The sequence below is a fragment of the Methylobacterium sp. Leaf118 genome, from assembly GCF_920984675.1.
Lineage (GTDB): Bacteria > Pseudomonadota > Alphaproteobacteria > Rhizobiales > Beijerinckiaceae > Methylobacterium.
Genome location: NZ_CAKLBV010000045.1, coordinates 1 through 22,296, shown reverse-complemented (window position 1 = coordinate 22,296; position 22,296 = coordinate 1). Strand labels below are relative to the sequence as shown.

19 protein-coding genes are annotated in these 22,296 nt (G+C 71.4%); 13 read left to right on the top strand and 6 right to left on the bottom strand.

What is annotated here, in order from left to right:
* The first annotated feature begins 1 nt into the window (after position 1).
* The 6 genes from trmD to mtnA all read left to right on the top strand — a co-directional run bounded on the left by trmD (position 2) and on the right by mtnA (position 7,194).
* Positions 2-727 carry a tRNA (guanosine(37)-N1)-methyltransferase TrmD gene (gene trmD / locus LW587_RS17220; protein ID WP_232630823.1) on the top strand — a complete coding sequence of 242 codons (726 nt, stop codon included), beginning with the start codon at positions 2-4 and terminating at the stop codon, positions 725-727.
* 136 nt (positions 728-863) lie between these two features.
* Entirely contained in the window at positions 864-2,039 is a 1,176-nt protein-coding gene (locus tag LW587_RS17215; protein WP_232630822.1) for a phosphoserine transaminase, read from the top strand.
* Between the two features lie 118 nt (positions 2,040-2,157).
* Positions 2,158-3,753: a phosphoglycerate dehydrogenase gene (gene serA / locus LW587_RS17210; RefSeq protein ID WP_232630821.1), complete on the top strand. Its 1,596-nt coding sequence runs from the start codon at positions 2,158-2,160 to the stop codon at positions 3,751-3,753.
* A gap of 82 nt (positions 3,754-3,835) precedes the next feature.
* Entirely contained in the window at positions 3,836-4,039 is a 204-nt protein-coding gene (locus LW587_RS17205) for a DUF1902 domain-containing protein (protein WP_232630820.1), read from the top strand.
* Positions 4,040-4,508: 469 nt separating this feature from the next.
* Entirely contained in the window at positions 4,509-6,041 is a 1,533-nt protein-coding gene (locus LW587_RS17200; RefSeq protein ID WP_442919162.1) for a sensor domain-containing diguanylate cyclase, read from the top strand.
* A 55-nt stretch (positions 6,042-6,096) separates the two neighbouring features.
* The gene (mtnA, locus tag LW587_RS17195) at positions 6,097-7,194 is read left to right on the top strand and encodes an S-methyl-5-thioribose-1-phosphate isomerase (RefSeq protein ID WP_232630818.1); all 1,098 of its coding nucleotides are present in this window, start codon (positions 6,097-6,099) and stop codon (positions 7,192-7,194) included.
* Between the two features lie 210 nt (positions 7,195-7,404).
* On the opposite strand, the gene LW587_RS17190 is transcribed toward mtnA, so the two are convergent.
* The 3 genes from LW587_RS17190 to LW587_RS17180 all read right to left on the bottom strand — a co-directional run bounded on the left by LW587_RS17190 (position 7,405) and on the right by LW587_RS17180 (position 11,101).
* Complete coding sequence (locus LW587_RS17190; protein WP_232630817.1) at positions 7,405-7,752, bottom strand: DUF3140 domain-containing protein; 348 nt, start codon at positions 7,750-7,752, stop codon at positions 7,405-7,407.
* A 63-nt stretch (positions 7,753-7,815) separates the two neighbouring features.
* Positions 7,816-9,222 carry an MATE family efflux transporter gene (locus tag LW587_RS17185; protein ID WP_232630816.1) on the bottom strand — a complete coding sequence of 469 codons (1,407 nt, stop codon included), beginning with the start codon at positions 9,220-9,222 and terminating at the stop codon, positions 7,816-7,818.
* Positions 9,223-9,244: 22 nt separating this feature from the next.
* Entirely contained in the window at positions 9,245-11,101 is a 1,857-nt protein-coding gene (locus LW587_RS17180) for an ABC transporter ATP-binding protein (protein WP_232630815.1), read from the bottom strand.
* A 136-nt stretch (positions 11,102-11,237) separates the two neighbouring features.
* Between LW587_RS17180 and LW587_RS17175 the strand changes: the two genes are divergently transcribed.
* From LW587_RS17175 to LW587_RS17150, 6 genes are all read left to right on the top strand, one after another.
* Entirely contained in the window at positions 11,238-11,687 is a 450-nt protein-coding gene (locus LW587_RS17175) for a tRNA (cytidine(34)-2'-O)-methyltransferase (protein ID WP_232630814.1), read from the top strand.
* Between the two features lie 121 nt (positions 11,688-11,808).
* Positions 11,809-12,951: a PspA/IM30 family protein gene (locus LW587_RS17170; RefSeq protein ID WP_232630813.1), complete on the top strand. Its 1,143-nt coding sequence runs from the start codon at positions 11,809-11,811 to the stop codon at positions 12,949-12,951.
* Positions 12,951-13,604 (top strand): OB-fold-containig protein, encoded by a 654-nt coding sequence (locus tag LW587_RS17165; RefSeq protein WP_232630812.1) that lies wholly within the window; start codon positions 12,951-12,953, stop codon positions 13,602-13,604. Before LW587_RS17170 ends, LW587_RS17165 begins: the two co-directional genes overlap by 1 nt.
* A 27-nt stretch (positions 13,605-13,631) precedes the next feature.
* Positions 13,632-15,359, top strand: coding sequence for a flotillin family protein (locus tag LW587_RS17160; RefSeq protein WP_232630811.1), 1,728 nt, complete (start codon positions 13,632-13,634; stop codon positions 15,357-15,359).
* Positions 15,360-15,411: 52 nt separating this feature from the next.
* Complete coding sequence (gene hemF, locus LW587_RS17155; RefSeq protein WP_232630810.1) at positions 15,412-16,359, top strand: oxygen-dependent coproporphyrinogen oxidase; 948 nt, start codon at positions 15,412-15,414, stop codon at positions 16,357-16,359.
* A gap of 20 nt (positions 16,360-16,379) precedes the next feature.
* Positions 16,380-17,498 (top strand): ATP-dependent DNA helicase, encoded by a 1,119-nt coding sequence (locus tag LW587_RS17150; protein ID WP_232630809.1) that lies wholly within the window; start codon positions 16,380-16,382, stop codon positions 17,496-17,498.
* Positions 17,499-17,502: 4 nt separating this feature from the next.
* Here the strand turns inward: LW587_RS17150 and LW587_RS17145 are convergent, their stop codons facing one another.
* Positions 17,503-18,771 (bottom strand): aminotransferase class I/II-fold pyridoxal phosphate-dependent enzyme, encoded by a 1,269-nt coding sequence (locus LW587_RS17145; protein ID WP_232630808.1) that lies wholly within the window; start codon positions 18,769-18,771, stop codon positions 17,503-17,505.
* Positions 18,772-19,130: 359 nt separating this feature from the next.
* Between LW587_RS17145 and LW587_RS17140 the strand changes: the two genes are divergently transcribed.
* Positions 19,131-19,811 carry a response regulator transcription factor gene (locus LW587_RS17140; protein ID WP_232630847.1) on the top strand — a complete coding sequence of 227 codons (681 nt, stop codon included), beginning with the start codon at positions 19,131-19,133 and terminating at the stop codon, positions 19,809-19,811.
* Positions 19,812-19,914: 103 nt separating this feature from the next.
* Here LW587_RS17140 and LW587_RS17135 read toward each other — a convergent pair whose 3' ends face one another.
* Positions 19,915-21,333 carry a flagellin N-terminal helical domain-containing protein gene (locus tag LW587_RS17135; protein WP_269780343.1) on the bottom strand — a complete coding sequence of 473 codons (1,419 nt, stop codon included), beginning with the start codon at positions 21,331-21,333 and terminating at the stop codon, positions 19,915-19,917.
* A 435-nt stretch (positions 21,334-21,768) separates the two neighbouring features.
* On the bottom strand, positions 21,769-22,053 hold the full coding sequence (locus LW587_RS17125; RefSeq protein ID WP_232630807.1) for a PilZ domain-containing protein: 285 nt from the start codon (positions 22,051-22,053) through the stop codon (positions 21,769-21,771).
* Positions 22,054-22,296 lie beyond the last annotated feature (243 nt).

The following is a 22,296-nucleotide window of genomic DNA, read 5'->3' as shown; positions in this document are numbered from 1 at the left end:
CATGCATGACGCCGCCGCTCCCGGCACGGTGGCCCCCTGGCGGGCCACCGTCCTGACCCTCTACCCCGAGATGTTCCCCGGACCCCTCGGCCTGTCCCTGTCGGGGGATGCCCTGGCGCGCGGCGCCTGGAGCCTGGAGGCGCGCAACATTCGCGCCCACGGCCTCGGCCGCCACCGCAGCGTCGACGACACCCCGGCCGGCGGCGGGGCCGGCATGGTCCTGCGCTGCGACGTGCTGGCGGCCGCGATCGACGCGGCCACGCCCGAACCGGATCACCGTCCCCGCCTGCTCATGTCCCCGCGCGGAACGCCGCTGACGCAGGCGCGGGTGCGGGCGCTGAGCGCCGGGCCGGGTGCCGTGATCGTCTGCGGCCGGTTCGAGGGGGTGGACGAGCGGGTGATCGCCGGGCGCGGCCTGGAGGAGGTCTCCATCGGCGACTACGTGCTCTCCGGCGGCGAGATCGCCGCCCTCGTCCTGATCGATGCCTGCGTACGCCTGCTCCCGGGCGTGATGGGCAAGCCGCAATCGGGCGTCGAGGAGAGCTTCGAGGGCGGCCGGCTGGAATACCCGCACTACACCCGGCCCCGGGACTGGGAGGGCCGGGCGATTCCCGACGTGCTGATGGGCGGCAACCACGCCGCCATCGCCCGCTGGCGGGCGGAGCGCAGCCTTGCGCTGACGCGGGCGCGGCGGCCGGACCTGCTGACGGAGCGCGAGGACCCGTAGCGCCGGGGCGTCACCCGCGCGACACGCCGTTCATCATGTCACGCATCGCCGCTTGTGTCGGAGCCCGACTTCGGTCATCCCCATCGGCGGGCCACCTCCCCCCAACGGGAGGCACCCATCTGGAAGGATGGACGACATGACGACACCCAAGCCTGCCGCGCGTCCGCGCGTGCCTTATTTCTCGTCCGGCCCCACGACCAAGCGTCCCGGCTGGACCCTCGACGCCCTCGCCGGCGCTCCCCTCGGCCGCTCGCACCGCTCCGCCGCCGGCAAGGCCAAGCTCGCCGAAGCCATCGAGCGGACCCGCACGATCCTGCGCGTTCCCGACGATTACCGCATCGGCATCGTGCCCGGCTCCGATACCGGCGCCGTCGAGATGGCGATGTGGTCGATGCTGGGCCCCAAGACCGTCGAGGTCATGGCCTGGGATTCCTTCGGTGCCGAATGGGTCACCGACGCCCTGAAGGAACTGAAGATCGATCCGATCGTGCGCACCACCGAGCACGGCGTGCTCCCGGCGCTCGACGCGATCGACACGCGGACCAACGACGTCGTCTTCACCTGGAACGGCACCACCGCCGGCGTGAAGATCCCGCATGCGGACTGGATCGCCGACGACCGCGCGGGCGTGACGATCTGCGACGCCACCTCGGCCGCCTTCGCGATGCCGCTGCCGTGGGACAAGCTCGATGTCGTGACCTATTCCTGGCAGAAGGTGATGGGCGGCGAGGCCGCGCACGGCATGCTGATCCTCTCGCCGCGCGCCGTCGCCCGGCTGGAGAGCCACAAGCCGGCCTGGCCGATCCCGAAGGTGTTCCGCCTGACCAAGGGCGGGCGGCTCATCGAGGGCATCTTCAAGGGCGACACGATCAACACCCCCTCCATGCTGGCGGTCGAGGACTACATCGACACCCTGAAATGGGCCGAGAGCCTCGGCGGGCTCGACGCACTGTTCGCCCGGGCCGACCGCAACGCGCGGGTGATCCACGACTGGGTGGCGCGCACGCCCTGGATCGGCCATCTCGCGGTGGACCCGGCGACCTACTCCAACACCGGCGTCTGCCTCGTGATCACCGATCCGGACGTGCTCGCCAAGGGCGACGCGGCGGTCAAGCGCCTCGCCGCCAACATCGTGGCCCGCCTGGAGCACGAGGGTGTCGCCTTCGACTTCGGCGCCTACCGCGACGCGCCGGCCGGCCTGCGGATCTGGTGCGGGGCCACTGTCGAGGCCTCCGACCTCGAGGCGCTCACGCCCTGGCTCGACTGGGCCTTCGCCCAGGAGAAGGCGGCCCTCGCCGCCGCCGCGGCCTGATCCTCCGCTGAGCCCCACGGCCGGTCATGTGACCGGCCGTTTCCTTATCAGCCCTGCGCGTTCAGCGATCCCGGCTCTTCGGCCGGCGATCCCGCACGCCTGCGCCACGGGTGCTCCCATGCCTCATCCGCCCAAAGTCCTCATCTCCGACGCCCTCTCCGACGCCGCCGTCCAGATCTTTCGCGATCGCGGGATCGCGGTCGATTTCCGCCCGGAGCTCGGGCGGGACAAGGACGCGCTCCTCGACGCCATCGGCGACTATGACGGCCTCGCCATCCGCTCCGCCACGAAGGTCACCGCCAAGCTGCTGGCGCAGGCCTCCCGCCTCAAGGTGATCGGCCGGGCCGGCATCGGCGTCGACAACGTCGACGTGCCGGCTGCCACGGCCAAAGGCGTGATCGTGATGAACACGCCCTTCGGCAACGCGATCACGACCGCCGAGCACGCCATCGCCATGATGTTCGCGCTCGCCCGGCAGATCCCGCAGGCCGACGCCTCCACCCAGGCGGGCAAGTGGGAGAAGAACCGCTTCATGGGGGTCGAGCTGACGGGCAAGACGCTCGGCGTGATCGGGTGCGGCAACATCGGCGCCGTGGTCGCCGACCGGGCGATCGGGCTGAAGCTGAAGGTCGTGGCCTACGATCCCTTCCTGACGCCCGAGCGCGCCTTCGAACTCGGCGTCGAGAAGGTGGAGCTCGACGCGCTGCTGGCGCGGGCCGACATCCTGACGCTGCACGTGCCGGTGACGGAGCGAACCCGCAACCTGCTCTCGGCCGAGACCCTCGCGAAGACCAAGCCGGGTGTGCGCATCATCAACTGCGCCCGCGGCGGCCTCGTCGACGAGGCGGCGCTCCGCGCGCTGCTCGAATCCGGCCACGTGGCGGGGGCCGCCTTCGACGTCTTCGCCACCGAGCCCGCGACCGAGAACCCGCTCTTCGGCCACCCCGACGTCGTCTGCACGCCCCATCTCGGCGCCGCGACCGCCGAGGCCCAGGCGAACGTGGCGCTTCAGGTCGCCGAGCAGATGGCGGATTACCTCGTCACCGGCGCCATCGCCAACGCGGTCAACGTCCCGGCGATCTCGGCGGAGGAGGCGCCGCGGCTCAAGCCTTTCGTCGCACTCTCCGAAAAACTCGGCTCGTTCCTCGGCCAGCTCACCGACGCGCCGATCCGGGGCATCCGCATCACCTACGAGGGCGCGGTCGCCGGCATGAACACCCGGGCGCTCACCGCCGCGGCGGTGACCGGCGTACTGCGTCCGATCCTCGCCGACGTGAACATGGTCTCGGCGCCGGCGATCGCCCGGGAGCGGGGCATCGTGGTGGAGGAGGTCAAGCGCGAGGGCGGCGCGAGCGACTACGAATCGGTGGTGCGCATCGCCGTGGACGCCGAGGATCTCGTCCGCGACGCCGCCGGCACGGTGTTCCACGACGGCAAGCCGCGGGTGATCGAGATTCGCGGCATCGGCATCGACGCGGTGCTGAGCCCGCACATGCTCTACGTGCCCAACCACGACCGCCCGGGCTTCGTCGGGAGCTTCGGCACGGTGCTCGGCGAGGCCGGGGTGAACATGGCGACCTTCGCCCTCGGTCGGGCGGAGAAGGGCGGCGACGCGATCGCCTTCGTGGCGGTGGACGGTCCCGTCTCCGCCGAGGTGCTGGAGGCCATCGCCGCGATCCCGCAGGTGAAGCGTGTCCGACCCGTCCGCTTCTGACCCCGCCGCCCTCCCGCCGGCCTCTGAGGGCGCGGACCGTCCCGCGCCGTCCCCCATCCCCACCCCCGTCAAGGATCGGATCATGTCGTCCCGCATCGTCATCCGCTGCGACTGGAACAAGGCGGCCGGCGTCTACTTCGTCTGCGGCTCGCCGGTGCCCGGCCTCGTCACCACCGCCCCGACCATGCCGGCGTTGCTGTGCAAATTGCCCGGCACGATCCGCGCCCTGCTGGGGCTGGAGGCGGACGCCTATCTCGACATCTACGTCGAGCGGGTGGCCCGCTGAGCCGGGCGCCGCAGCGCCGGCTTTCCCGCCGCCGCCATCGGCGCGCCGGCCCGCCATCCTCGGGATCAGGCTCCGGCGCGGGCATCGTCCCGAGCGGTGGCGTCCGACTTGTCAGCAAAAGACGCTGCGGGACAACAACCTAGAGACGCGTCAGGGATCCGCGATCCAAGACGCGTCTCGGGAACGGCCGCGCGGGTCGCATTCGGCTGCAGGAACATCGGTGCGCGCGGGCGGAAGATCTGTCGGTTGGCCTCGCGACCGGCTGCAAGAATTGAGCAGTCGAAAAACATTTGACGGATTCCCGCGGGCCGCTCCTCCTTTGTATTATTTTCGGTCGGGTTCAATCGACCGCGTTGGGAACGGTACAGGATTGTCCAGCGCCGCGACTTGTAGAGAGCATGTTCAGAATTTCTGAGGCATGAGTGACCGGAGTGTCGGGATGGATCGCTAGGGGGCGCGAACGATGGGCATGCCGGCAGGTCTTGCCGCTTGTATTCGGTCGACCTGGGTCTGGATCGCGCTCGGCATCGTGGCCAGCCTTGGGATGGCCGCCGTCTCCGTCGTGATGCTGCTCGAGTTGCGCCGGGACGCCTGGGAGAAGGCGGCCCAGACCTCCAGGAATCTGCTCCAGGTGATCGAGCGCGACGTCGCCCGCAATTTCGAGATCATCGACCTCGCGCTTCTCGGCATCGCCGACAATCTCAAGATGCCGAGCCTGTCGGCGATGAGCCCCGAAATCCGCCAGCTCGTGCTGTTCGACCGGGCCGTCAACGCCAAGGATCTCGGCGTGATGCTCGTCCTCGATGAGGACGGCAACACCGTCTACGACCTTGCCGGCTGGCCGCCCCGGCGGATCAACGGTGCCGCGCGCCCCTATTTCAAGCTCCACGAGGCCGATCCCCACCTCGGGCTCGCCATCAGCCAGCCCTTGATCTCGCGGTTGAACGGCCAAAGCATCGTCGTGCTGAGCCGCAGGATCGAGAAGCCCGACGGTTCGTTCGGCGGGGTTGTGCTCGGCAGCCTGTCGCTCGCCTATTTCCAGCGCCTGTTCGACCGGATCGAGCTCGGCCATGCGGGCACGATCAACCTGTTCCACGAGGACGGCACGCGCATCGTGCGCTACCCCCAGGCCGATCCCGTTCCGGCCCCGAACTTCGCGGAGGCGGAGAACTTCCAGCGCTTCCTGCACGAGGGCCAGGGCAGCTTCGTCGCGCCCACCACGAGCGACGGGATCGAGCGCGTCTACCGGTTCACCCGGGTCGCCGGCCTGCCCCTCGTCCTCAACGTCGCCCTGAGCACGCGGGAGATCGAGGCGGAGTGGCGCGCCAAGGCCGCGGTGATCGGCGGCATCGTGCTCGCCCTGTGCAGCCTGACGATCGGGCTGTCGCTGCTGTGCGGATGGGAACTCGGCCGCCGCGCGGCGGCGGAGAAGGAGCTGGCCCGGCTCTCGCGCACCGACGCTCTGACCGGGCTCTCGAACCGCCGCTGCTTCGAGGAGACGTTCGCGCAGGCCTGGGCGCAGGCCCACCGGAGCGGCGATCCCCTCTGTCTGCTGATCGTCGATGCCGACCACTTCAAGCGCTACAACGACCGCCACGGCCACGCCGCGGGCGACGCCGTTCTGCGGCGGCTGGCGGAGGCGCTGTCGGAGAGCGTGCGCCGGCCGAGCGATCGCGTCGCCCGCATCGGCGGCGAGGAATTCGCCATCCTCCTGCCGGGCACCGATCTCGCGGGCGGCGCCCATGTCGCGCAGCGAGTCCATGCCGCCGCCGCGCGCCTCGCCCTCGCGGTGGAGGGCGCCGAGATCGGGCCGGTCACGGTGAGCATCGGGCTCGCCGGGGCCGTTCCGATCCAGGGCGGCACCCTGGAGGCGCTCTACCGCCAGGCCGACGGGGCCCTGTATCGGGCCAAATCCGAGGGGCGGAACCGGACCTGCCAAGCGCCCCCCGGCCTGGAGCCTCCGCAGGCGCAAAAGCTCCAGAGGGTGGGCGGCGGGCGCTGACCGCCGCGCCGCCGGGACTGGCCGGCCGGCGCGCTTCGTGCGACAGGTCGGCCCCATGAAGATCGACGGCCGACACTACCGCACCATCTTCCCCGATGCCGACGGCCGCGCCGTCCTCGTCATCGACCAGACACGGCTGCCCTTCGCCTTCGACTTGAAGCGGCTCGCGAGCCTGACCGACGCGGCGGTGGCGATCCGCACCATGGTGGTGCGCGGCGCGCCGCTGATCGGCGTCACCGCCGCCTACGGGCTGGCTCTGGCGATGGCCGAGGATGCGAGCGAGGCCGGGATCGACCGGGCCTGCGCCACCCTCGCGGCCACCCGCCCGACCGCGATCAACCTGCGCTGGGCCCTCGACCGCGCGGCGGCCGTGCTACGCCGCGCACCGCAGGCGGACCGGGACGAGCTCGCCTTCGCCGAGGCCGCCCGCATCGCCGACGAGGACGTGGCGAGCTGCCGCGCCATCGGCGAGCACGGGGCCGCGATCCTCGCCGACATCGCCGCGAGGAAGGGCGGGACCGTCAACGTCCTGACCCATTGCAACGCCGGCTGGCTCGCCACGGTCGATTGGGGCACGGCGCTGGCCCCGATCTACGTGGCCCACGATGCCGGGGTGCCGGTGCACGTCTATGTCGACGAGACCCGGCCGCGAAACCAGGGCGCGGCGCTGACCGCCTTCGAACTCCACGCCCATGGCGTGCCCCACACCGTGATCGCCGACAATGCGGGCGGTCACCTGATGCAGCACGGGGAGGTCGATTGCTGCATCGTCGGCTCGGACCGCACCACGGCCTCGGGCGACGTCTGCAACAAGATCGGCACCTACCTCAAGGCGCTGGCGGCGTCCGACAACCGCGTGCCGTTCTACGCGGCCCTGCCGTTCTCGACGATCGACTGGACGCTCGAGGACGGGGTGCGCGACATCCCGATCGAGGAGCGCGACGCCCGCGAGGTCACGCATCTCACCGGCCGCACGGAAACCGGCGCGATCGCCACGGTGCAGGTGGTCTCCCCCGGCAGCCCGGTGGCCAACCCCGCCTTCGACGTGACGCCGGCGCGGCTCGTCACCGGAATCATCACCGAGCGGGGCGTGTGCGCGGCGAGCCCGGAGGGGCTGGCCGGACTCTATCCGGAGCGCCGGCGGGCGGCCTAGGCTTTACGGGCGCGCATCGGCCCGAGCGGTGGGCGGCCGGAGGCGACGCGGCCTCCGCACGGAAAGAGCCGTCCTGGCGACGATCGCCCGGGCGATGGGCTGACCCCCCCGGGAGACTCGGCGACAGCGCCCGAGGGTCAAACCCCTCTCCCCTCGGCCGCTTTGGCGCTCACCGCTCGGTCTCTCGGGCCCGCCTGGACGAGTTCCCGACTAATCCTTCAGCGGGTCGTGGCCCCAGTTCATCAGGGACAGCCGCCAGGGCGAGTCCTTCCGCTGCGCCGGGTCCTCCGGGCCGCCCTGCTTGAGGTGGCGGTGGACGTAGCCGACGACCTTCGTCATGTGCGCGTAATCGTCGTCCGAGAGGTCGGCCTTCTTCGTGTGGAGGATCGCGACGATCCGCCGGCCCTCCTTGTGGCCGGTCGCCTCGCCGCCGCTCGTCTTCTGGCCGACCGAGCGGCTCGCGTCGCTTTCCAAAAATGTTTCCAGCTCGGCGGCGGTCATGTTCACCGCCTCCTTGAACCCGCTCCAGATCGCCGCGTGGTCGTCCTTGTCCGCCATGTCGTCCTGCCGCTGCCTGGGGGAATGCGCCATCGGAACCGGAGGGTCGGCGGGCGGTTCCGCTCAGCCCGAAGCTGCGCCGAACGGACGCGGCGCCCGGCTCAGCCGCAGCCAGCGAGCGACGAGCAGGAGCGAAACGGCGAGCAGCCCGGCGCAGAAGCCCGCCCAGATGCCCTGGCCGCCCCAGCCCGCGCCCCAGGCGAGACTTGCGCCGAGGGGGACGCCGAGGCCCCAGTAGCCGGCGAGGGCGATCAGCATCGGCACCCGCGTGTCCTGGAGACCGCGCAGGGCCCCGAGCGCCACCGACTGGACGCCGTCCGAGACCGCGAACAGCGCCGAGAAGGCCAGGAGGCCGATGGCCACCGGCCGCACCGCGGCGGCGCCGGGCGCCTCGGCATCGAGGAAGAGACCGATCAGCGTGCCCGGCATGCCGAGTTGAAGGAGCGCGCAGGCCACCATGACGCCGAAGCCGAGCCCCAGGGCCACGGCGCCGGCCCGGCGCAACCCGTCACGGTCGCCCGCGCCGAAGGTCCGCCCGACCCGCACGGTGGCCGCCTGTCCGATGCCGTTGGGGACCATGAAGCAGGTCGCCGCGATCTGCAGCGTCACCGCGTGGGCGGCGAGCGGCACGGTGCCGAAGGTGCCCATCGCGACGGTGGCGGCCTCGAACAAACCGGCCTCGGCCACGCCCGCGACGCCCATCGGGGCGCCGAGGCGCACGAGGCGGCCGAGCGTTTCGGAGTCGAAGCGCCAGAGGCCGGCGAACATCCGGTGGCGGCGCAAGGCCGGATCGCGCCCGATCACGATCACCAGCGCGGCGAGGGCCAGGCTTTCCGTGAGGACGGTGGCAAGGGCCACGCCGACGAGGCCGAGTTCCGGCGGCCCGAAGGCCAGGAACGCGCCCAGCCCGATATTGAGCGGCAGCGCCGCGAGGCTGACGGCGAGCGGCGGGCCCGGCCGCTGCAGGGCGGCGAGCGCGCCTTTCAGCACCATGAAGGCGAGCGCGGGAAGCATCCACCATTGCAGCACCCGCATATAGGCGCCGGCCTCGCGCAGAACCGCCGGGTCCTGGCCGAGCGGGGCGAGCAGGCTCTCGGTGTGCCACAGGAGCGGCATCAGCCCGGCGGCCAGCAGCAGGCCGAGCCACAAACCGGCCCGGACGATGCCCCGCACCGCCCCCGCGTCGGATCGACCGCCGCCCGCCGCCGCCGCCACCAGGGGCGCCACCGCCGAGGTGAGGCCGATGCCGCCGATGTAGAGCAGCAGGTAGAGGCTGGTGGCGAGCGCGCCCGCCGCGACCGGCTCGGCGCCGAGCCGGCCGAGCAGGACCGCGTTCGAGGCGATCAGCCCGTGCTGGGCGAGGTTGATGAGGACCAGCGGCGCGGAGAGCGTCAGCGTCGCCCGCACCTCGTCCTGCCAGGGCGTGGCGCGGCGCGGGCCCGTCGCCGCGAGGCCTGATGTCCGGTTCACGCGTCTGGTCCCTTGTCCGGGGTCAAGGAACCGGCGCCGGCGCCCGATCTCCCAAAAAGCCGCCGGACTGGCGGCGCCAGAGGTCGGCGTAGAGGCCGCCGCGGCGGATCAGCTCGGCGTGGCTGCCCTCTTCGACGATGCGCCCGCCATCGATCACGATCAGCCGGTCCAAGGCCGCGATGGTCGAGAGGCGGTGGGCGATGGCGAGCACGGTCTTGTCCGCCATCAGCGTGTCGAGCGCCTCTTGGATCGCCGCCTCGACCTGACTGTCGAGGGCGCTCGTGGCCTCGTCGAGGATGAGGATCGGCGCGTCCTTGAGGATGACGCGGGCGATCGCGATGCGCTGGCGCTGGCCGCCGGAGAGCTTCACGCCGCGCTCGCCGACATGGGCGTCGTAGCCGCGCCGGCCGTGATGGTCGACGAGGTCGAGGATGAAATCGTGGGCATGCGCGAGCCGCGCCGCCCGCTCGATCTCGCCCGGCGTGGCGCCGGGGCGGCCATAGGCGATGTTGTCGCCGATCGAGCGATGCAGGAGCGAGGTGTCCTGGCTCACCATGGCGATGTGTTCGCGCAGCGAATCCTGCGTGACGCGGGCGATGTCCTGCCCGTCGATCAGGATGCGCCCGCCCTCGACGTCGTGCAGCCGCAGCAGCAGCGAGACGATGGTGCTCTTGCCCGCCCCGCTGACGCCGACGAGGCCGACCTTTTCCCCCGGGCGGATGCGGAAGGAGAGCGCCTCGATGATGCTGGCGTCCCCCCGGCCGTAATGGAAATCCACCGCCTCGAAGCGGATCTCGCCGCCCGTCACCGCGAGCCGTCCGGCATCCGGCGCGTCCACGAGCCCGTGGGGCCGCGCGATGGTCTGCATGCTCTCCTGGATCACGCCGACATTCTCGAACACGCCGCGGACGGTCTGCATCACCCAGCCCGACATCGCCATCAGGCGCAGGATCAAGGCGAGGCCGGCGGACGCCTCGCCGGTCGTCATCGCGCCCCGCTGCCACAGCATCAGGCAGGCGGCGGCGGTGGCCAGGATCAGCAGGCTGTTGAGGCCCCCGAGCAGGGTCGTGGTCAGGGTGGTGAGGCGGAACTGGTGGAGATAGGCGCCGTTATGGGCGCTCACCGCGTCCCGCACCGCGGCCCGCTCCTCGCGGTCGCGGGCGAACAGCTTCACGGTGAGGATGTTGGTGTAGCTGTCGACCACCCGTCCGATCAGGGTCGAGCGGGTCTCGGCGGTGCGGTGCGAGCGCTTGCGGGCGCGGGGCACGAACCACGCCGTGAGCCCGGCATAGGCCGCGACCCAGACGATCACGGGCAGCGCCAGCCACGGCGAGATCGACGAGAACAGGCCGATGGCGGTGATCGCGTAGATCGCGACGTAGAGCAGCGTGTCGATGAACACGACGGCGAGCTCGCGCACCGCCGGCCCGACCTGCACGACCCGGTTGGCGAGCCGGCCCGCGAAGTCGGCCTGGAAATAGGAGAGGGAATGGCCGAGCGTGTAGAGATGGGTGCGCCAGCGGATCTGGTTGGTCGCCTGCGGCACGATGAGCTGGTTCGAGGCGATCTCGTGCAGCCAGATCGAGATCGGGCGCACCACGAGGAGGAGCCCGGCGGCGAGCCCCAGCGGCAGACCGTGATCGGTGAGCAGGCTGGCCCGGTCGGCGGTGCTCATCAGGTCGATGAACCAGCGCATCAGCAGATAGAGCGAAGCCTCGATGCTGCCCGCGACCACCGCGATGAGGAACAGGAACAGGAGCGCGCCGCGGATCGGGCGCAGGTAGAACGCCGCGAAGCCGAGCACGGTCTTGGGCGGCCCGCGCCGCTCGTCGAAGGGCGCGAACGGGTCGATGCGGCGCTCGAGCCAGTCGAGGAACATTGTGTCTCTGGGAGCGGGAAGCGGGGAGGGGGGAGGCGCGGACGGGACGGGATTGAGGTAAGCCTCCGCGGCGACGGGCCAACCCCGCAGCCCTGCGGCACGGCCGCCCCAGCCCTGCACCGCCCGACCTCCCTCAATGCTGCGCCTCGCTCTCTACCAGCCCGATATCCCGCAGAACACCGGCACCCTGCTGCGCATGGCGGCCTGCCTCGGGCTCGCCGTCGAGATCGTCGAGCCCGCGGGCTTCGACGTGTCCGACCGGCACCTGCGCCGCTCCGGCCTCGATTACCTCGACCAGGTCCCGATCACCCGGCACCGCTCCTGGGCCGCGTTCCAGGCGTGGCGCCAGGCGGAGGGCATCCGCCTCGTGCTCGCGACCACGGCGGGGGCGCTGCCCTACACCCAGCACGCCTTCCGCGACGGCGATTGCCTAATGATGGGCCGCGAATCGGCCGGCGTGCCCGAGGCGGTCCATGCCGCCGCCGACATCCGGGTCGCGGTGCCGATGCGGTCCGGGATGCGCTCCCTCAACGTCGCGGTCTGCGCCGCGATGATCGTCGGCGAGGCGATCCGGCAGGTCGGGTGAGGGATCGGCGGGCCGCGTCCGCGTGCTCTCCCGCACCCGGCTTGCGCCGTCCGGTCGGTCCGCGCCACCCGAGGGTTGCGCGCGTCTTGAAAACACCGATTCGGTGTTTTAGCCTCGATTCGTGCCCAGATCCGGAACGCTCCCCTCTCGTCTGACCTACCGGCTCCTGCCCGGGCCGGGAGATCTCGACGCGGTGCGCGCCCTGCTCGGGGCCTACCGGCGGATGCTCGCCATCCTCGAGGAGGTCCGGCGGGAGCACGGGCTGCGGGCCAACGTCGTCGCCCTGATCGAGCACGGTTACGGGCGCGTGCGCGACGAGACCGGGCTGCCGGCCCGCCTCGTCACCCTCGGCATCCGCGATTTCGCCCAGCAGGCCGCCGGCCTCGACCCGGAGCGCGTCGTGTCGATGCCCCTGGACGACAAGCTCTTCAGCGTGAAGAGCGCCTCGGAGATCGCCCTCTCCACCCTCTGCGGCCGGCGCACCATGCCCTACCGCGTCGAGGGCTATGACGGTCCCTGGGGCGAACTCTCCAGCGCCCGCCTCACGCTCGCGGGCGACGCCCTCACCATCCAGGTGGGCGTCACCGTCACCGCCCCCGCCCCGAAAGAGGAGACCCGCATGTCCGAGACCATCCTGACCCGCGTCGGCCGGATCATCGGCGGCCTGTCCAACGCCGCCCTCGAGGCGGTGGAGGACCGCAACGGCCTCGCGGTCGCCGAGCAGGCCCTGCGCGAGATCGATGCGGTGATCGACGAGGCCCGGCGCGACCTCGGCCGGATCAGGGCGGAGGAGCACCGCCTCACCGCCCGCCGCGGCCAGCTCGACGGCGAGCGCACGGCGCTGCCGGAAAAGCTGGCCCTGGCGCTGTCGAGCGGGCGCGAGGATCTGGCCCGGGCCGGCATCAGCCGGCAACTCGACCTGGAAAGCCAGATCGAGGCGATCGATTCGAGCCTCGCCGACGTGGCCGAGCGGCACGGGGCGGCCGCCAAGGCGATGCAGGCGGCCACCGCCGCCCGGCGGGACGCCGAGCACCGGATCGCGCTCCTGCGCAATCCCCCGCCCAAGGCCACCGACCCGCTCACCGGCTATGGCGGCGAGGATGCCCAGCGCGCGCGCCAGCTCGAACACTCCTTGCGCACCATCGACCGGATCACCGGCACGACGTCCGCCGCCGCCGATCCGTCGGTCGAGGAGCTGGACCGGCTGCACCGCGACGACGCCATCGAGCGGCGGCTGGCCGCCCTGAAGCAGGGCCGCCCGTGATGAGCGGCCTCGTCGGCCCCGCGCTGTTTCCCTTCACCCTGGCGGCGGCGGTGATGGCCGGCTTCGTCCTGGTGGAGGCTCTCTCCCTCCTCGTCGGGCAATCCCTGTCGGGCCTCGTCGACGGCGCGATGGGCCACGAGGCCGCGGGCGGCGACCTCGCGACGGCGGCGGATGCGCAAGCGGGCGCCTCTCCGGCCGCGCTGATGTCGTGGATCAATCTCGGCCGCGTGCCCTTCCTGATCCTGCTGATCCTCGGGCTCGCCGCCTTCGCGCTCGCCGGCTTCGTCCTGCAGGGCCTCGCCGCCGCCCTCGTGGCGCCGCTGCCGGCCGCCCTCGCGGTGCTGCTCGCCGGGGCCGCGACGGTGCCGGCGCTGCGCGTCTCGACCCGGGCCGTCGCCCGCCTGATCCCCCGCGACGAGAGCTACGTCGTCAGCGCCGATGACCTGATCGGGGTCACCGCGGAGGTCACCCTCGGGCCGCTCGACCAGGGGCTTCCGGGGCAGGTGCGGGCGGTGGACCGCCACGGCAACACCCACTTCCTGCGCGCCCGTGCGGCTCCGGACGCGCCGGCCATGGAATCCGGCGCCCGCGTCCTGATCGTGGACCGGGCGGAGGCCGTCTACGTCGCGGTTCCCGCCGGGCCGGACCTCTGATCTCCCTGACACGAAGGGTCACGCCCGATGGATATGGTCGAATCCGGTCTCTTCAGCCTGCTGGTGATCGCCGGCATCATCGTCGTCGCGCTGCTCGGCATCGGCTTCGTCTTCAGCCGGCTCTACCGGCGCACCACGCGCGACACCGCCTTCGTCCGCACCGGGCTCGGCGGGCGCAAGGTCGTGGTCGACGGGGGCGCGGTGCTGCTGCCGGTCTTCCACTCCATCGCCATGGTGAACCTCAACACCCTGCGGCTGGAGGTGAAGCGCTCGGGCAACGAATCGCTGATCACCAAGGACCGGCTGCGGGCCGACATCACGGTCGAGTTCTACGTCCGGGTCGAGCCGAAGGAGGAATCGATCGCCCTGGCCGCCCAGACGCTCGGCGACCGCACCAACGACGCCATGCTGCTGCGCGAGCTGATCGAGGCGAAGTTCGTCGATGCCCTGCGTTCGGTCGCCGCCGGCATGACCCTGCCCGACCTGCAGGAGAAGCGCGCCGCCTTCGTGAAGGGCGTGCAGGAGGCGGTCTCGGGCGATCTGCGCCACAACGGCCTCGAACTCGAATCCGCCTCCCTGACGCGCCTCGACCAGACCTCGATCGAGCATTTCAATCCCGACAATTCCTTCGACGCGGAAGGGTTGGCCCGCCTGAAGGAGATCACCGAGCAGCGGCGCAAGGAGCGCAACGCCACCGAGCGCGACGCCGAGGTGGCGGTCGCCGAGAAGGACCGCGAGACCGCGCTCAAGCAGCTCGAGATCAAGCGCACCACCCGCGAGGCGGAACTCGCCCAGGAGCGCGACATCGCTAACAAGACCGCCGAGACCCGGGCCGAGACGGCGCAGGCCGAGCAGCGCGCCCAGCAGAGCGAGGAGACCGCGCGGATCGAGCGCGAGCAGGCGGTGCGCCTGCGCGAGGCCGAGGCGCGCAAGAATTCCGAGAGCGCCCGGATCGAGGCGGATCTCGCCATCGCCCAGCGCAACGCGGAGGCCGAGCGCGAACGCCAGCTCATCCTGCAGGACAACGCCATCAAGATCGCCGAACGCTCGCAGAAGGAATCGGAGGCGCGGGCCGCCGCCAAGGCCGCCGAGGCGCTCGCCGTCGCGGCCGAGGAACGGGTGGCGACGGCGCAGGCGAAGGAGATCGCCGAGCGCGAGCGCGAGGTCACCGTCATCGCCGCCAAGCGCGAGGCGGAGCGGGAGGCCACCGGCATCACCGTGACCGCGGAGGCCGAGCGCCGCGCGGCCGAGGACCGGGCCAACGCCATCACCACGCTCGCCGAGGCCGAGGCGACCGCCGCCGCCTCCAAGGCGGAGGCCATCGCCAAGCTCGGTCGGGCGGAGGCCGAGCGCGAGCGCGTCATGAACGAGGCCCGCAACGCCCTCTCGCCCGAGGCCCGCACCTTCGAGACCGGCCTGAAGCGGCTCGGCATCATCCCGGATGCCCTGCGCGAGAGCATGCGGGCGGTGGAGAAGATCGATTCGATCCGCATCTTCGACGCGGGCGGGATGATGGGCGGCGGCACCGGCACCGGCGTCTCGGCGAGCCTCGGCGACACCCTGTCGGGCCACCTGCTGCGCTATCAGTACAACAGCCCGATTCTCGGGGCGATCCTGAGCGAGGCGGGCTTTGCCGAGGGCCGGACCAGCCTCGACACCCTGGTCGGCGGCCTGCGGGACGGGGCGGCGACGCCCGTCGCAGACGGGGCGAACGCGGGGGCGAAGGCGGGGGCGACGGCGGCCCCCGGCGCCTGAGGCGCACGCGCCGAATTGACGGATCGCGGCGCGGGTGGGAAAGCCTGACACCATGAGCGACGCGACGGCTGCCCCGAACCCCGCCCCCCCGGCGACCTCCCTGCCGTCTCCCGACGACCTCGCCGCGCTGAAGGGCGAGGCGCAGGCCTGGTTCGCGACCCTGCGCGACCGGATCGTCGCGGCGCTGGAGACGCTCGAGGATCAGGCCGCCGGCCCGTTCCACCCGGACGCGCCGACGGAGGCGGGCACCTTCGTCAAGACGCCGTGGCAGCGCACGGATCACAGCGGCGTGCCGGGCGGCGGCGGCACCATGGCGATGCTGAAGGGCCGCGTCTTCGAGAAGGCGGGCGTCCACATCTCCACCGTCCATGGCGAGTTCGCCCCCGAATTCCGGGCGCAGATGCCGGGCGCCGCGGAGGATCCGCGCTTCTTCGCCACCGGCCTCTCGCTCATCGTCCATCCCTGGAACCCGAACGTGCCGACGGTGCACATGAACACCCGCTTCGTCGTGACGACGAAGGCGTGGTTCGGCGGCGGGGCCGACCTCACCCCGGTGCTCGACCGGCGCCGCACCCAGGACGACCCGGACACGCAGCATTTCCATGCCTGCCTGCGCGAGGCCTGCGAGGCGCATGCGCCGGCGGCGGACTACGACAAGTACAAGGCGTGGTGCGACGAGTATTTCCATCTCAAGCACCGCAACGAGCCCCGCGGCATCGGCGGCATCTTCTACGATTATCACTGGACCGGGGACCCGAAGGCCGATCTCGCCTTCACCCGCGATGTCGGCGAGGCCTTCCTGAAGGCCTATCCCGAGATCGTCTGGCGCAACTTGAGCCAGCCCTGGACCGAAGCCGACCGGGAGGAGCAGCAGGTGCGGCGCGGGCGCTACGTCGAATTCAACCTGCTCTACGACCGCGGCACCATCTTCGGCCTCAAGACCGGCGGCAACGTCGCCTCGATCCTGTCCTCGCTGCCGCCGACGGTGCGCTGGCCGTAGGCGCGCGGCCCGCGCGTCCCATGGCCGATTCCGTTCCCACCCGGTTCGCCCCGCAGCAGGACGAGGCGCTGAGCGCCATCGCCCGCTGGCGCAAGGAGGGCGGCGCCCAGGTGTTCCGCCTGTTCGGCTATGCCGGAACCGGCAAGACCACCCTGGCCCGCCGCATCGCCGACGACATCGACGGACCCGTCGTCTACGGCGCCTTCACCGGCAAGGCGGCCTCGGTCATGCGCCAGAAGGGCTGCCACGACGCGGCGACGATCCACTCGCTGATCTACCGGACCAAGGAGGGCGACGAGGGCGGCCCGACCTTCACCCTCAACCGCTCGGGCCCCGCGGCCAAGGCCGACCTCATCGTCATCGACGAGTGCTCGATGGTCGATTCGGACCTCGGCAACGATCTGCTCTCCTTCGACAAGCCGGTGCTGGTGCTGGGCGATCCCGCCCAGCTGCCCCCCGTGCGCGGCGGCGGCTTCTTCACGGAAGGCCAGCCCGACGTGATGCTCACCGACGTGCATCGTCAGGCCGCCGACGACCCGATCGTGCGCATGGCCATGACGATCCGCGAGGGCGGCCGGCTGGAGGCGGGCGTGTACGGCGAGAGCCGGGTGGTCCGCCGCCGCGACCTCGACCCGGCCGAGGTGCTCGACTGCGATCAGGTGCTGGTCGGCCTCAACCGGACGCGGCGCCTCTACAATAACCGCCTGCGCCAGCTCGCCGGCCACACCGATCCGATGCCGTCCGTGGGCGAGAAGCTCGTCTGCCTCCGCAACGACCGCACCAAGGGGCTCCTCAACGGCTCGACCTGGACGGTGCAGGCGCTCCGCGCGGCCCCGCGCCCCGACACGGTCCGCCTGGAGGTGGTGCCCGAGGACGATCCGTCGGTGCGCCGCCGGGCCGTCGACATCAAGGTGCTGCGGCAGGTGATCGAGGGGTCGGAGGAGGAGATCCCGCTCTTCCTGCGCCGCGAGACCGACGAGTTCACCTACGGCTACGCGCTCACCGTTCACAAGGCCCAGGGCTCGCAATGGGACCGGGTCGTCCTGTTCGACGAATCCTACGCCTTCCGCGAACACCGGGCCCGCTGGCTCTATACCGGCCTGACCCGGGCCGCGCAGGCGATCACGGTGGTGGTGTAGGGCGTCAGCGCGCCTCCACCGCCGCCAGCAGCGTGCAGAGCGCCACCGCCTCGGCGGCCTGCCGCACCGCCGCCAGGCTCGGGAAGGTCGGGGCGATGCGCAGCGTCCGGTCGTGCGGGTCCCGTCCGTAGGGATGCGTCGCGCCGGCCGGCGTGAGCGCGATCCCGGCCTCGCCCGCGAGCCGGACCACCCGCGAGGCGGTGCCGTCGGTCACGTCCAGGGTGACGAAGTAGCCGCCGAGCGGCCGGCTCCAGCGGGCGACCTCCCAGCCGTCGAGGCGGGCGGCGAAGGCCTCGTCCACCGCCGCGAATTTCGGGGCGATCAGGGCGCGGTGGCGCTCCATATGGGCGGCGATCCCGGCGGCGTCGCGCAGGAAGCGGACGTGGCGGAGCTGGTTGAGCTTGTCCGGCCCGATGCTGCGGCGGCCGGCCTGGGCGAGGTACCAGGCGACGTTCGCCGGTGAGGCGGCCAGCATCGCGAGGCCGGCACCGGCCAGCGTCACCTTCGAGGTCGAGGCGAACACGATCGGCCGGTCGGGGTGACCGGCGTCGGTGCAGGCCTCCAGGATGTTGGCGAGGGCGGGCCGCGCCTCCGTGAGGTGATGCACCGCGTAGGCGTTGTCCCACAGGATGCGGAAATCGGGCGCGGCCGCCGTCAGCCCGGCGAGCCGCCGGACGGTCTCTTCGGAATAGGTCTCGCCGCTCGGGTTCGCGTATTGCGGCACGCACCAGATCCCCTTCACGGCCGGGTCGGCGACGGCGCGCTCGACCGCGTCCATGTCGGGCCCCGCGCCGGTCATCGGCACCGGGATCATGCGGATGCCGAAGCCCTCGCACAGGGTGAAATGGCGGTCGTAGCCGGGCACCGGGCACAGGATCGCGATCGGCGCCTGCTGGCTCCAGGGACGCTCGCCCCCCGGCACGCCCTTCAGCAGGGCGTAGACGAGCACGTCGTGCATCAGCGCGAGGCTCGAATTGTTGGCGATGACGACCTGTTCGGGGGGCGCGCCGAGCACCGGCGCGAACAGCGTGCGGCTCTCGGGCAGGCCCTGGAGATTGCCGTAATTGCGCGCGTCGGTGCCGTCCTCGGCGGTGGTGTCGCGGTTGCCCGGCAGGGCGAGCATCCCGGCGGCGAGGTCGAGCTGCTCCGGGGCCGGCTTGCCGCGGGTCATGTCGAGCTTGAGCCCGCGGGCCTGGAGAGCCGCGTATTCCGTCCGCAGCCCGGCGCGCAGCGTCGCCAGATCCTCGGGCGGCAGGGTCGAGAGGGTCGGCATGGGATTCCTCGGGGCGCGGACGGGCGGGGATGGCGTCCTTCGATCCTGTCACGGGACGCCGGTCAAGGCGGCGCACCGGCCGAGTGTGGCCTGCAAGCCACGCGGTCCCGTCCCGGGACGGGGATCGGAGCCCTCAGGCGGGAGCCCTTAACCAGCCGTTAACCATTCCGACCAAAAACCTAAACCTGTCAGATGTTGTAGGAATCACCGGTCGGAAACGGACTTTGCCCAACCAGGCCAAGACGTTCCAAGCCGAGACCTGCGACGCGAGACAGATCCCCATTCGGAAACAGGTCATCATGGCCGAAGCGTCGCTTCGCGCCAATGGCCTGGTCGCGCAGATCTTCGGAGATCGCCAGGTGTACATCGTCGTCGATGAGCGTCAGAGCGTTGCCGATCCCTACGTCGCCGGCTTCGGTGCGGAGGGCGTCACCGCCCGCTTCCTCACGGCCGCGACGATGCGCGACTGGCTCGAGACGGCGCCGCGGAGGGACGTCGAGTCGATCGAGGGCTTCCTGATCGGCGACTGCGCCGGGCGCGAGACCTGCACGGTGGCGATTCGCTCGGCGAGCCGGGCGCCGATCATCGCCCTCAACGAGACCCGCTCCCTGGAGCAGACGCTTGCTCTGTTCACCGCGGGCATCGACGACGTGGTGCGCAAGCCCGTCCATGTGCGCGAGATCATCGCCCGGGCGAGCGCGATCCGGCGCCGGATGAGCCGCGGCCTTGAGAAGGCGCCGGCCCCGGACCGGGAAGGGCGCCTCACGGTGTTCGCCGACGGGCGCGATCCCGAGATCGACGGGCAGAGCCTGATCCTGCCCCGGCGCGAGCGCCACATCCTCGAATATCTGGCCAAAAACCGCGGCCGGCAGGTCACCAAGGGTCAGATCTTCTCGGCGATCTACGGCGACCTCGGCACCGACGTCGAGGAGAGCGTGGTCGAGGGCCATATCAGCAAGCTGCGCAAGAAGCTGCGCCAGCGCCTCGGCTACGACCCGATCGAGGCCAAGCGCATGGCCGGCTACACCTTCGTCGGCTGAGGTGCCGGGACGGCCGACGACGCGAAAAGGGCCGCGCCCGGGGGCGCGGCCCTTTCGTTTCGGCGTTCGCGTCCGGCCGATCCCTCGGCCGGACGGCGCTCGCTTAGCGGAACAGCGACAGGACGTTCTGGCTGCCGGAGTTGGCGATGGAGAGCGCCTGGACGGCGAGCTGCTGCTGGGTCTGGAGGGCCTTCAGCTTGGTCGACTCCTCCTCGATGTCGGCGTCGACCAGGATGCCGATCGTGCGGTCGTTGGCCTTCATCAGCGTGTCGACGAAGGTCTTCTGGCCGTCGATCTGGGTCTTGTTGGCACCGAGCTTGGTGCCGGCATCCGTCACCTTGGCGATGGCCTTCTCGACCTGGGTGATGATGTTGCCGAGCGAGGTGTCACCGGCGGTGCCGACGAGGTTCGAGATGTTGATCGTGGCGAGCGAGAAGGTGGTGCCGGAATCCACCGTGTCGAGGATGCCCTTGCCGGTCGCGGTGCCCGCCGCCGTGCCCTTGCCGGTGCGGGCGTCGGTGGCGGCCGGGGTGCCGGCGCCGAAGCCGACATCGACGAGCGCGTTGCCGGTGGACGCCGCCACGTTCAGGATCGTCACCTCGGCATCGGTGCCCGAGCCCGTCGCCGTCGTGGTGAAGGTGAGGCGGCCGGAGGTGTCGAGCGAGGCCGAAACCTTGCCGGCGAGCGGCGTGGCGGCCGTGTCGGCGGCGATCTGGTTGTTGATCGCGTCGAGGAACTCGGTGGTCGTCACCCGAGCGAGGTTCGCTGCGGCCGAGGCCAGGGTTCCGCTGTTGAGGCGGATCGTGGCGGTCGAGCCGTCGCCGAGCGACAGAGAGAAGGCCACCTCGTTGGTGCCGCTGAAATCGGCGGTGCCGCGGTTGGCCGCGACCGCGTCGGCCGGGCGGAAGGCGGTGGTCCCGGTCAGCGAGGTGGTGCCGAACACTTGGCCCGAGGTCGCCGCGGTGGTGATGCTGGAGGCGTTCACGTCGTAGAGCTTGATCGCGTTCACATCGACGCCGATCTTCGAGAACGTCACCGTGCCGGACGCCGCCCGCGAGAAGCCCGCCACCACGCTCTGCGTGGCTTGGTAGGCGGTATTGGAGGCCGAGGAATCGACCGAGAGCCAGTTCTGGCCCGAGGAGGTCGAGGAATCGGCCGTGGCCTTCATCTTGTCCTGGATGGCCTTGATCTCGGTCTGCACCTTGGCGCGGTCGACGCCGGGCTGCAGGGCGGTCTGGAGCTTGGCGCGCAGGTTCTGCAGGTCGGACAGGACGGAGTTGAGGCCGTTATAGGCGGTGTCGACCGCCGAGGAGCCGAGGCCGAGGGAGTCCTTGACCGCCGAGAGGGAGGCGTTGTCGGTGCGGACCGTGGTGGCGATCGACCAGTAGGCGGCGTTGTCGGACGCGGCGGAGACGCGCTGGCCGGTGGAGACGCGGTTGCTCGTGGCATCGAGCTGGTTGTTGATGCCCTTGAGCGTCGTCAGCGCCGTCATGGCGGAGATGTTGGTCAGGAGGCTGGTCACGGAGAAGCTTCCGGCAAAGGGAGGACAGGGAGGGTTCGTGGAGACCGGGCTCGCACCGGTGCGACCGCACGGGCCCCGTAAGGGACCGTGGCGGGCCCCGAAGGGACCCGTTGCGCCGCGCTTCACACCTCCGGACTCGCACCGGATCAGCGGGACCGACATCATGTCGATGGGTCCCGGTCGGAACCCACCCGCTGGCCTGTCTTCGGGAGGCGCCGCCATGGTCCGGCTGGCGCTCTCGATGTCGTGAGAATGGCGGGGTCGCGTTACGAAGCGATTAAGCGGCCGGGGACGGGCCTGTCCCGGTCGGTCGGCTCCACCGGGCGGCGAAATCCTGGGGAAAGACTGCGGCCGTGCCTGGGACGACTTCGAACGATGGGCGCGGAGGGGGCGACTTCTTAACCCTTTTCTTCGCGCCAGCCCGGCGGCCTCGCCTCATCCCTCGAAGGTCACGCCCGCGAAGTCGCCCCGCCGCCAGCGCAGCCGGACGGTCAGGGTGCGCAGGTCGTGCGCGGCGATGACGAGGGCGAAGGTCTCGGGCAGGCCGATCTCGGGCGCCACGCGGATCTTGGCACCGGAGCGGGACAGGTCGCGGACCACGCAGGCGACCAGACGCTCGGGGCCGAGCACGATCCGGCCCTGCTGGACGACGCGGTGGCGCTTGCCCACCCGCGCCACCGGCTCCGTCCGCTCCCCTGCGTTGTCCTGCGGATCGGCCATTGGGCACTCCGGCTCCGGTCGCCGACCTTATACAGGCGCCCGGCCGCGCGTCATCGCGCGGCGGCGTTAACGTTACGTCAAGCATGTTCGTTCACGGTTCGTGAACCGGAATCGGCCTGCCCGCGGGAGGCGGCCGGCGAGGCCTGCCATGACGACCGAGATCCGCTCCTCCGCTCCGCCGACCCTGCCGCGGGCGATGCCCCGGCCGGCGCCGCGCCCGCTCGCCCGGCCCCTGGCCGGCAC

Coding starts and splice junctions, on each gene's coding strand:
- trmD (WP_232630823.1), top strand. CDS start 2: ATGCATGACGCCGCCGCTCCCGGCACGGTGGCCCCCTGGCGGGCCACC.
- LW587_RS17215 (WP_232630822.1), top strand. CDS start 864: ATGACGACACCCAAGCCTGCCGCGCGTCCGCGCGTGCCTTATTTCTCG.
- serA (WP_232630821.1), top strand. CDS start 2,158: ATGCCTCATCCGCCCAAAGTCCTCATCTCCGACGCCCTCTCCGACGCC.
- LW587_RS17205 (WP_232630820.1), top strand. CDS start 3,836: ATGTCGTCCCGCATCGTCATCCGCTGCGACTGGAACAAGGCGGCCGGC.
- LW587_RS17200 (WP_442919162.1), top strand. CDS start 4,509: ATGCCGGCAGGTCTTGCCGCTTGTATTCGGTCGACCTGGGTCTGGATC.
- mtnA (WP_232630818.1), top strand. CDS start 6,097: ATGAAGATCGACGGCCGACACTACCGCACCATCTTCCCCGATGCCGAC.
- LW587_RS17190 (WP_232630817.1), bottom strand. CDS start 7,752: ATGGCGGACAAGGACGACCACGCGGCGATCTGGAGCGGGTTCAAGGAG.
- LW587_RS17180 (WP_232630815.1), bottom strand. CDS start 11,101: ATGTTCCTCGACTGGCTCGAGCGCCGCATCGACCCGTTCGCGCCCTTC.
- LW587_RS17175 (WP_232630814.1), top strand. CDS start 11,238: ATGCTGCGCCTCGCTCTCTACCAGCCCGATATCCCGCAGAACACCGGC.
- LW587_RS17165 (WP_232630812.1), top strand. CDS start 12,951: ATGAGCGGCCTCGTCGGCCCCGCGCTGTTTCCCTTCACCCTGGCGGCG.
- LW587_RS17160 (WP_232630811.1), top strand. CDS start 13,632: ATGGATATGGTCGAATCCGGTCTCTTCAGCCTGCTGGTGATCGCCGGC.
- hemF (WP_232630810.1), top strand. CDS start 15,412: ATGAGCGACGCGACGGCTGCCCCGAACCCCGCCCCCCCGGCGACCTCC.
- LW587_RS17150 (WP_232630809.1), top strand. CDS start 16,380: ATGGCCGATTCCGTTCCCACCCGGTTCGCCCCGCAGCAGGACGAGGCG.
- LW587_RS17145 (WP_232630808.1), bottom strand. CDS start 18,771: ATGCCGACCCTCTCGACCCTGCCGCCCGAGGATCTGGCGACGCTGCGC.
- LW587_RS17125 (WP_232630807.1), bottom strand. CDS start 22,053: ATGGCCGATCCGCAGGACAACGCAGGGGAGCGGACGGAGCCGGTGGCG.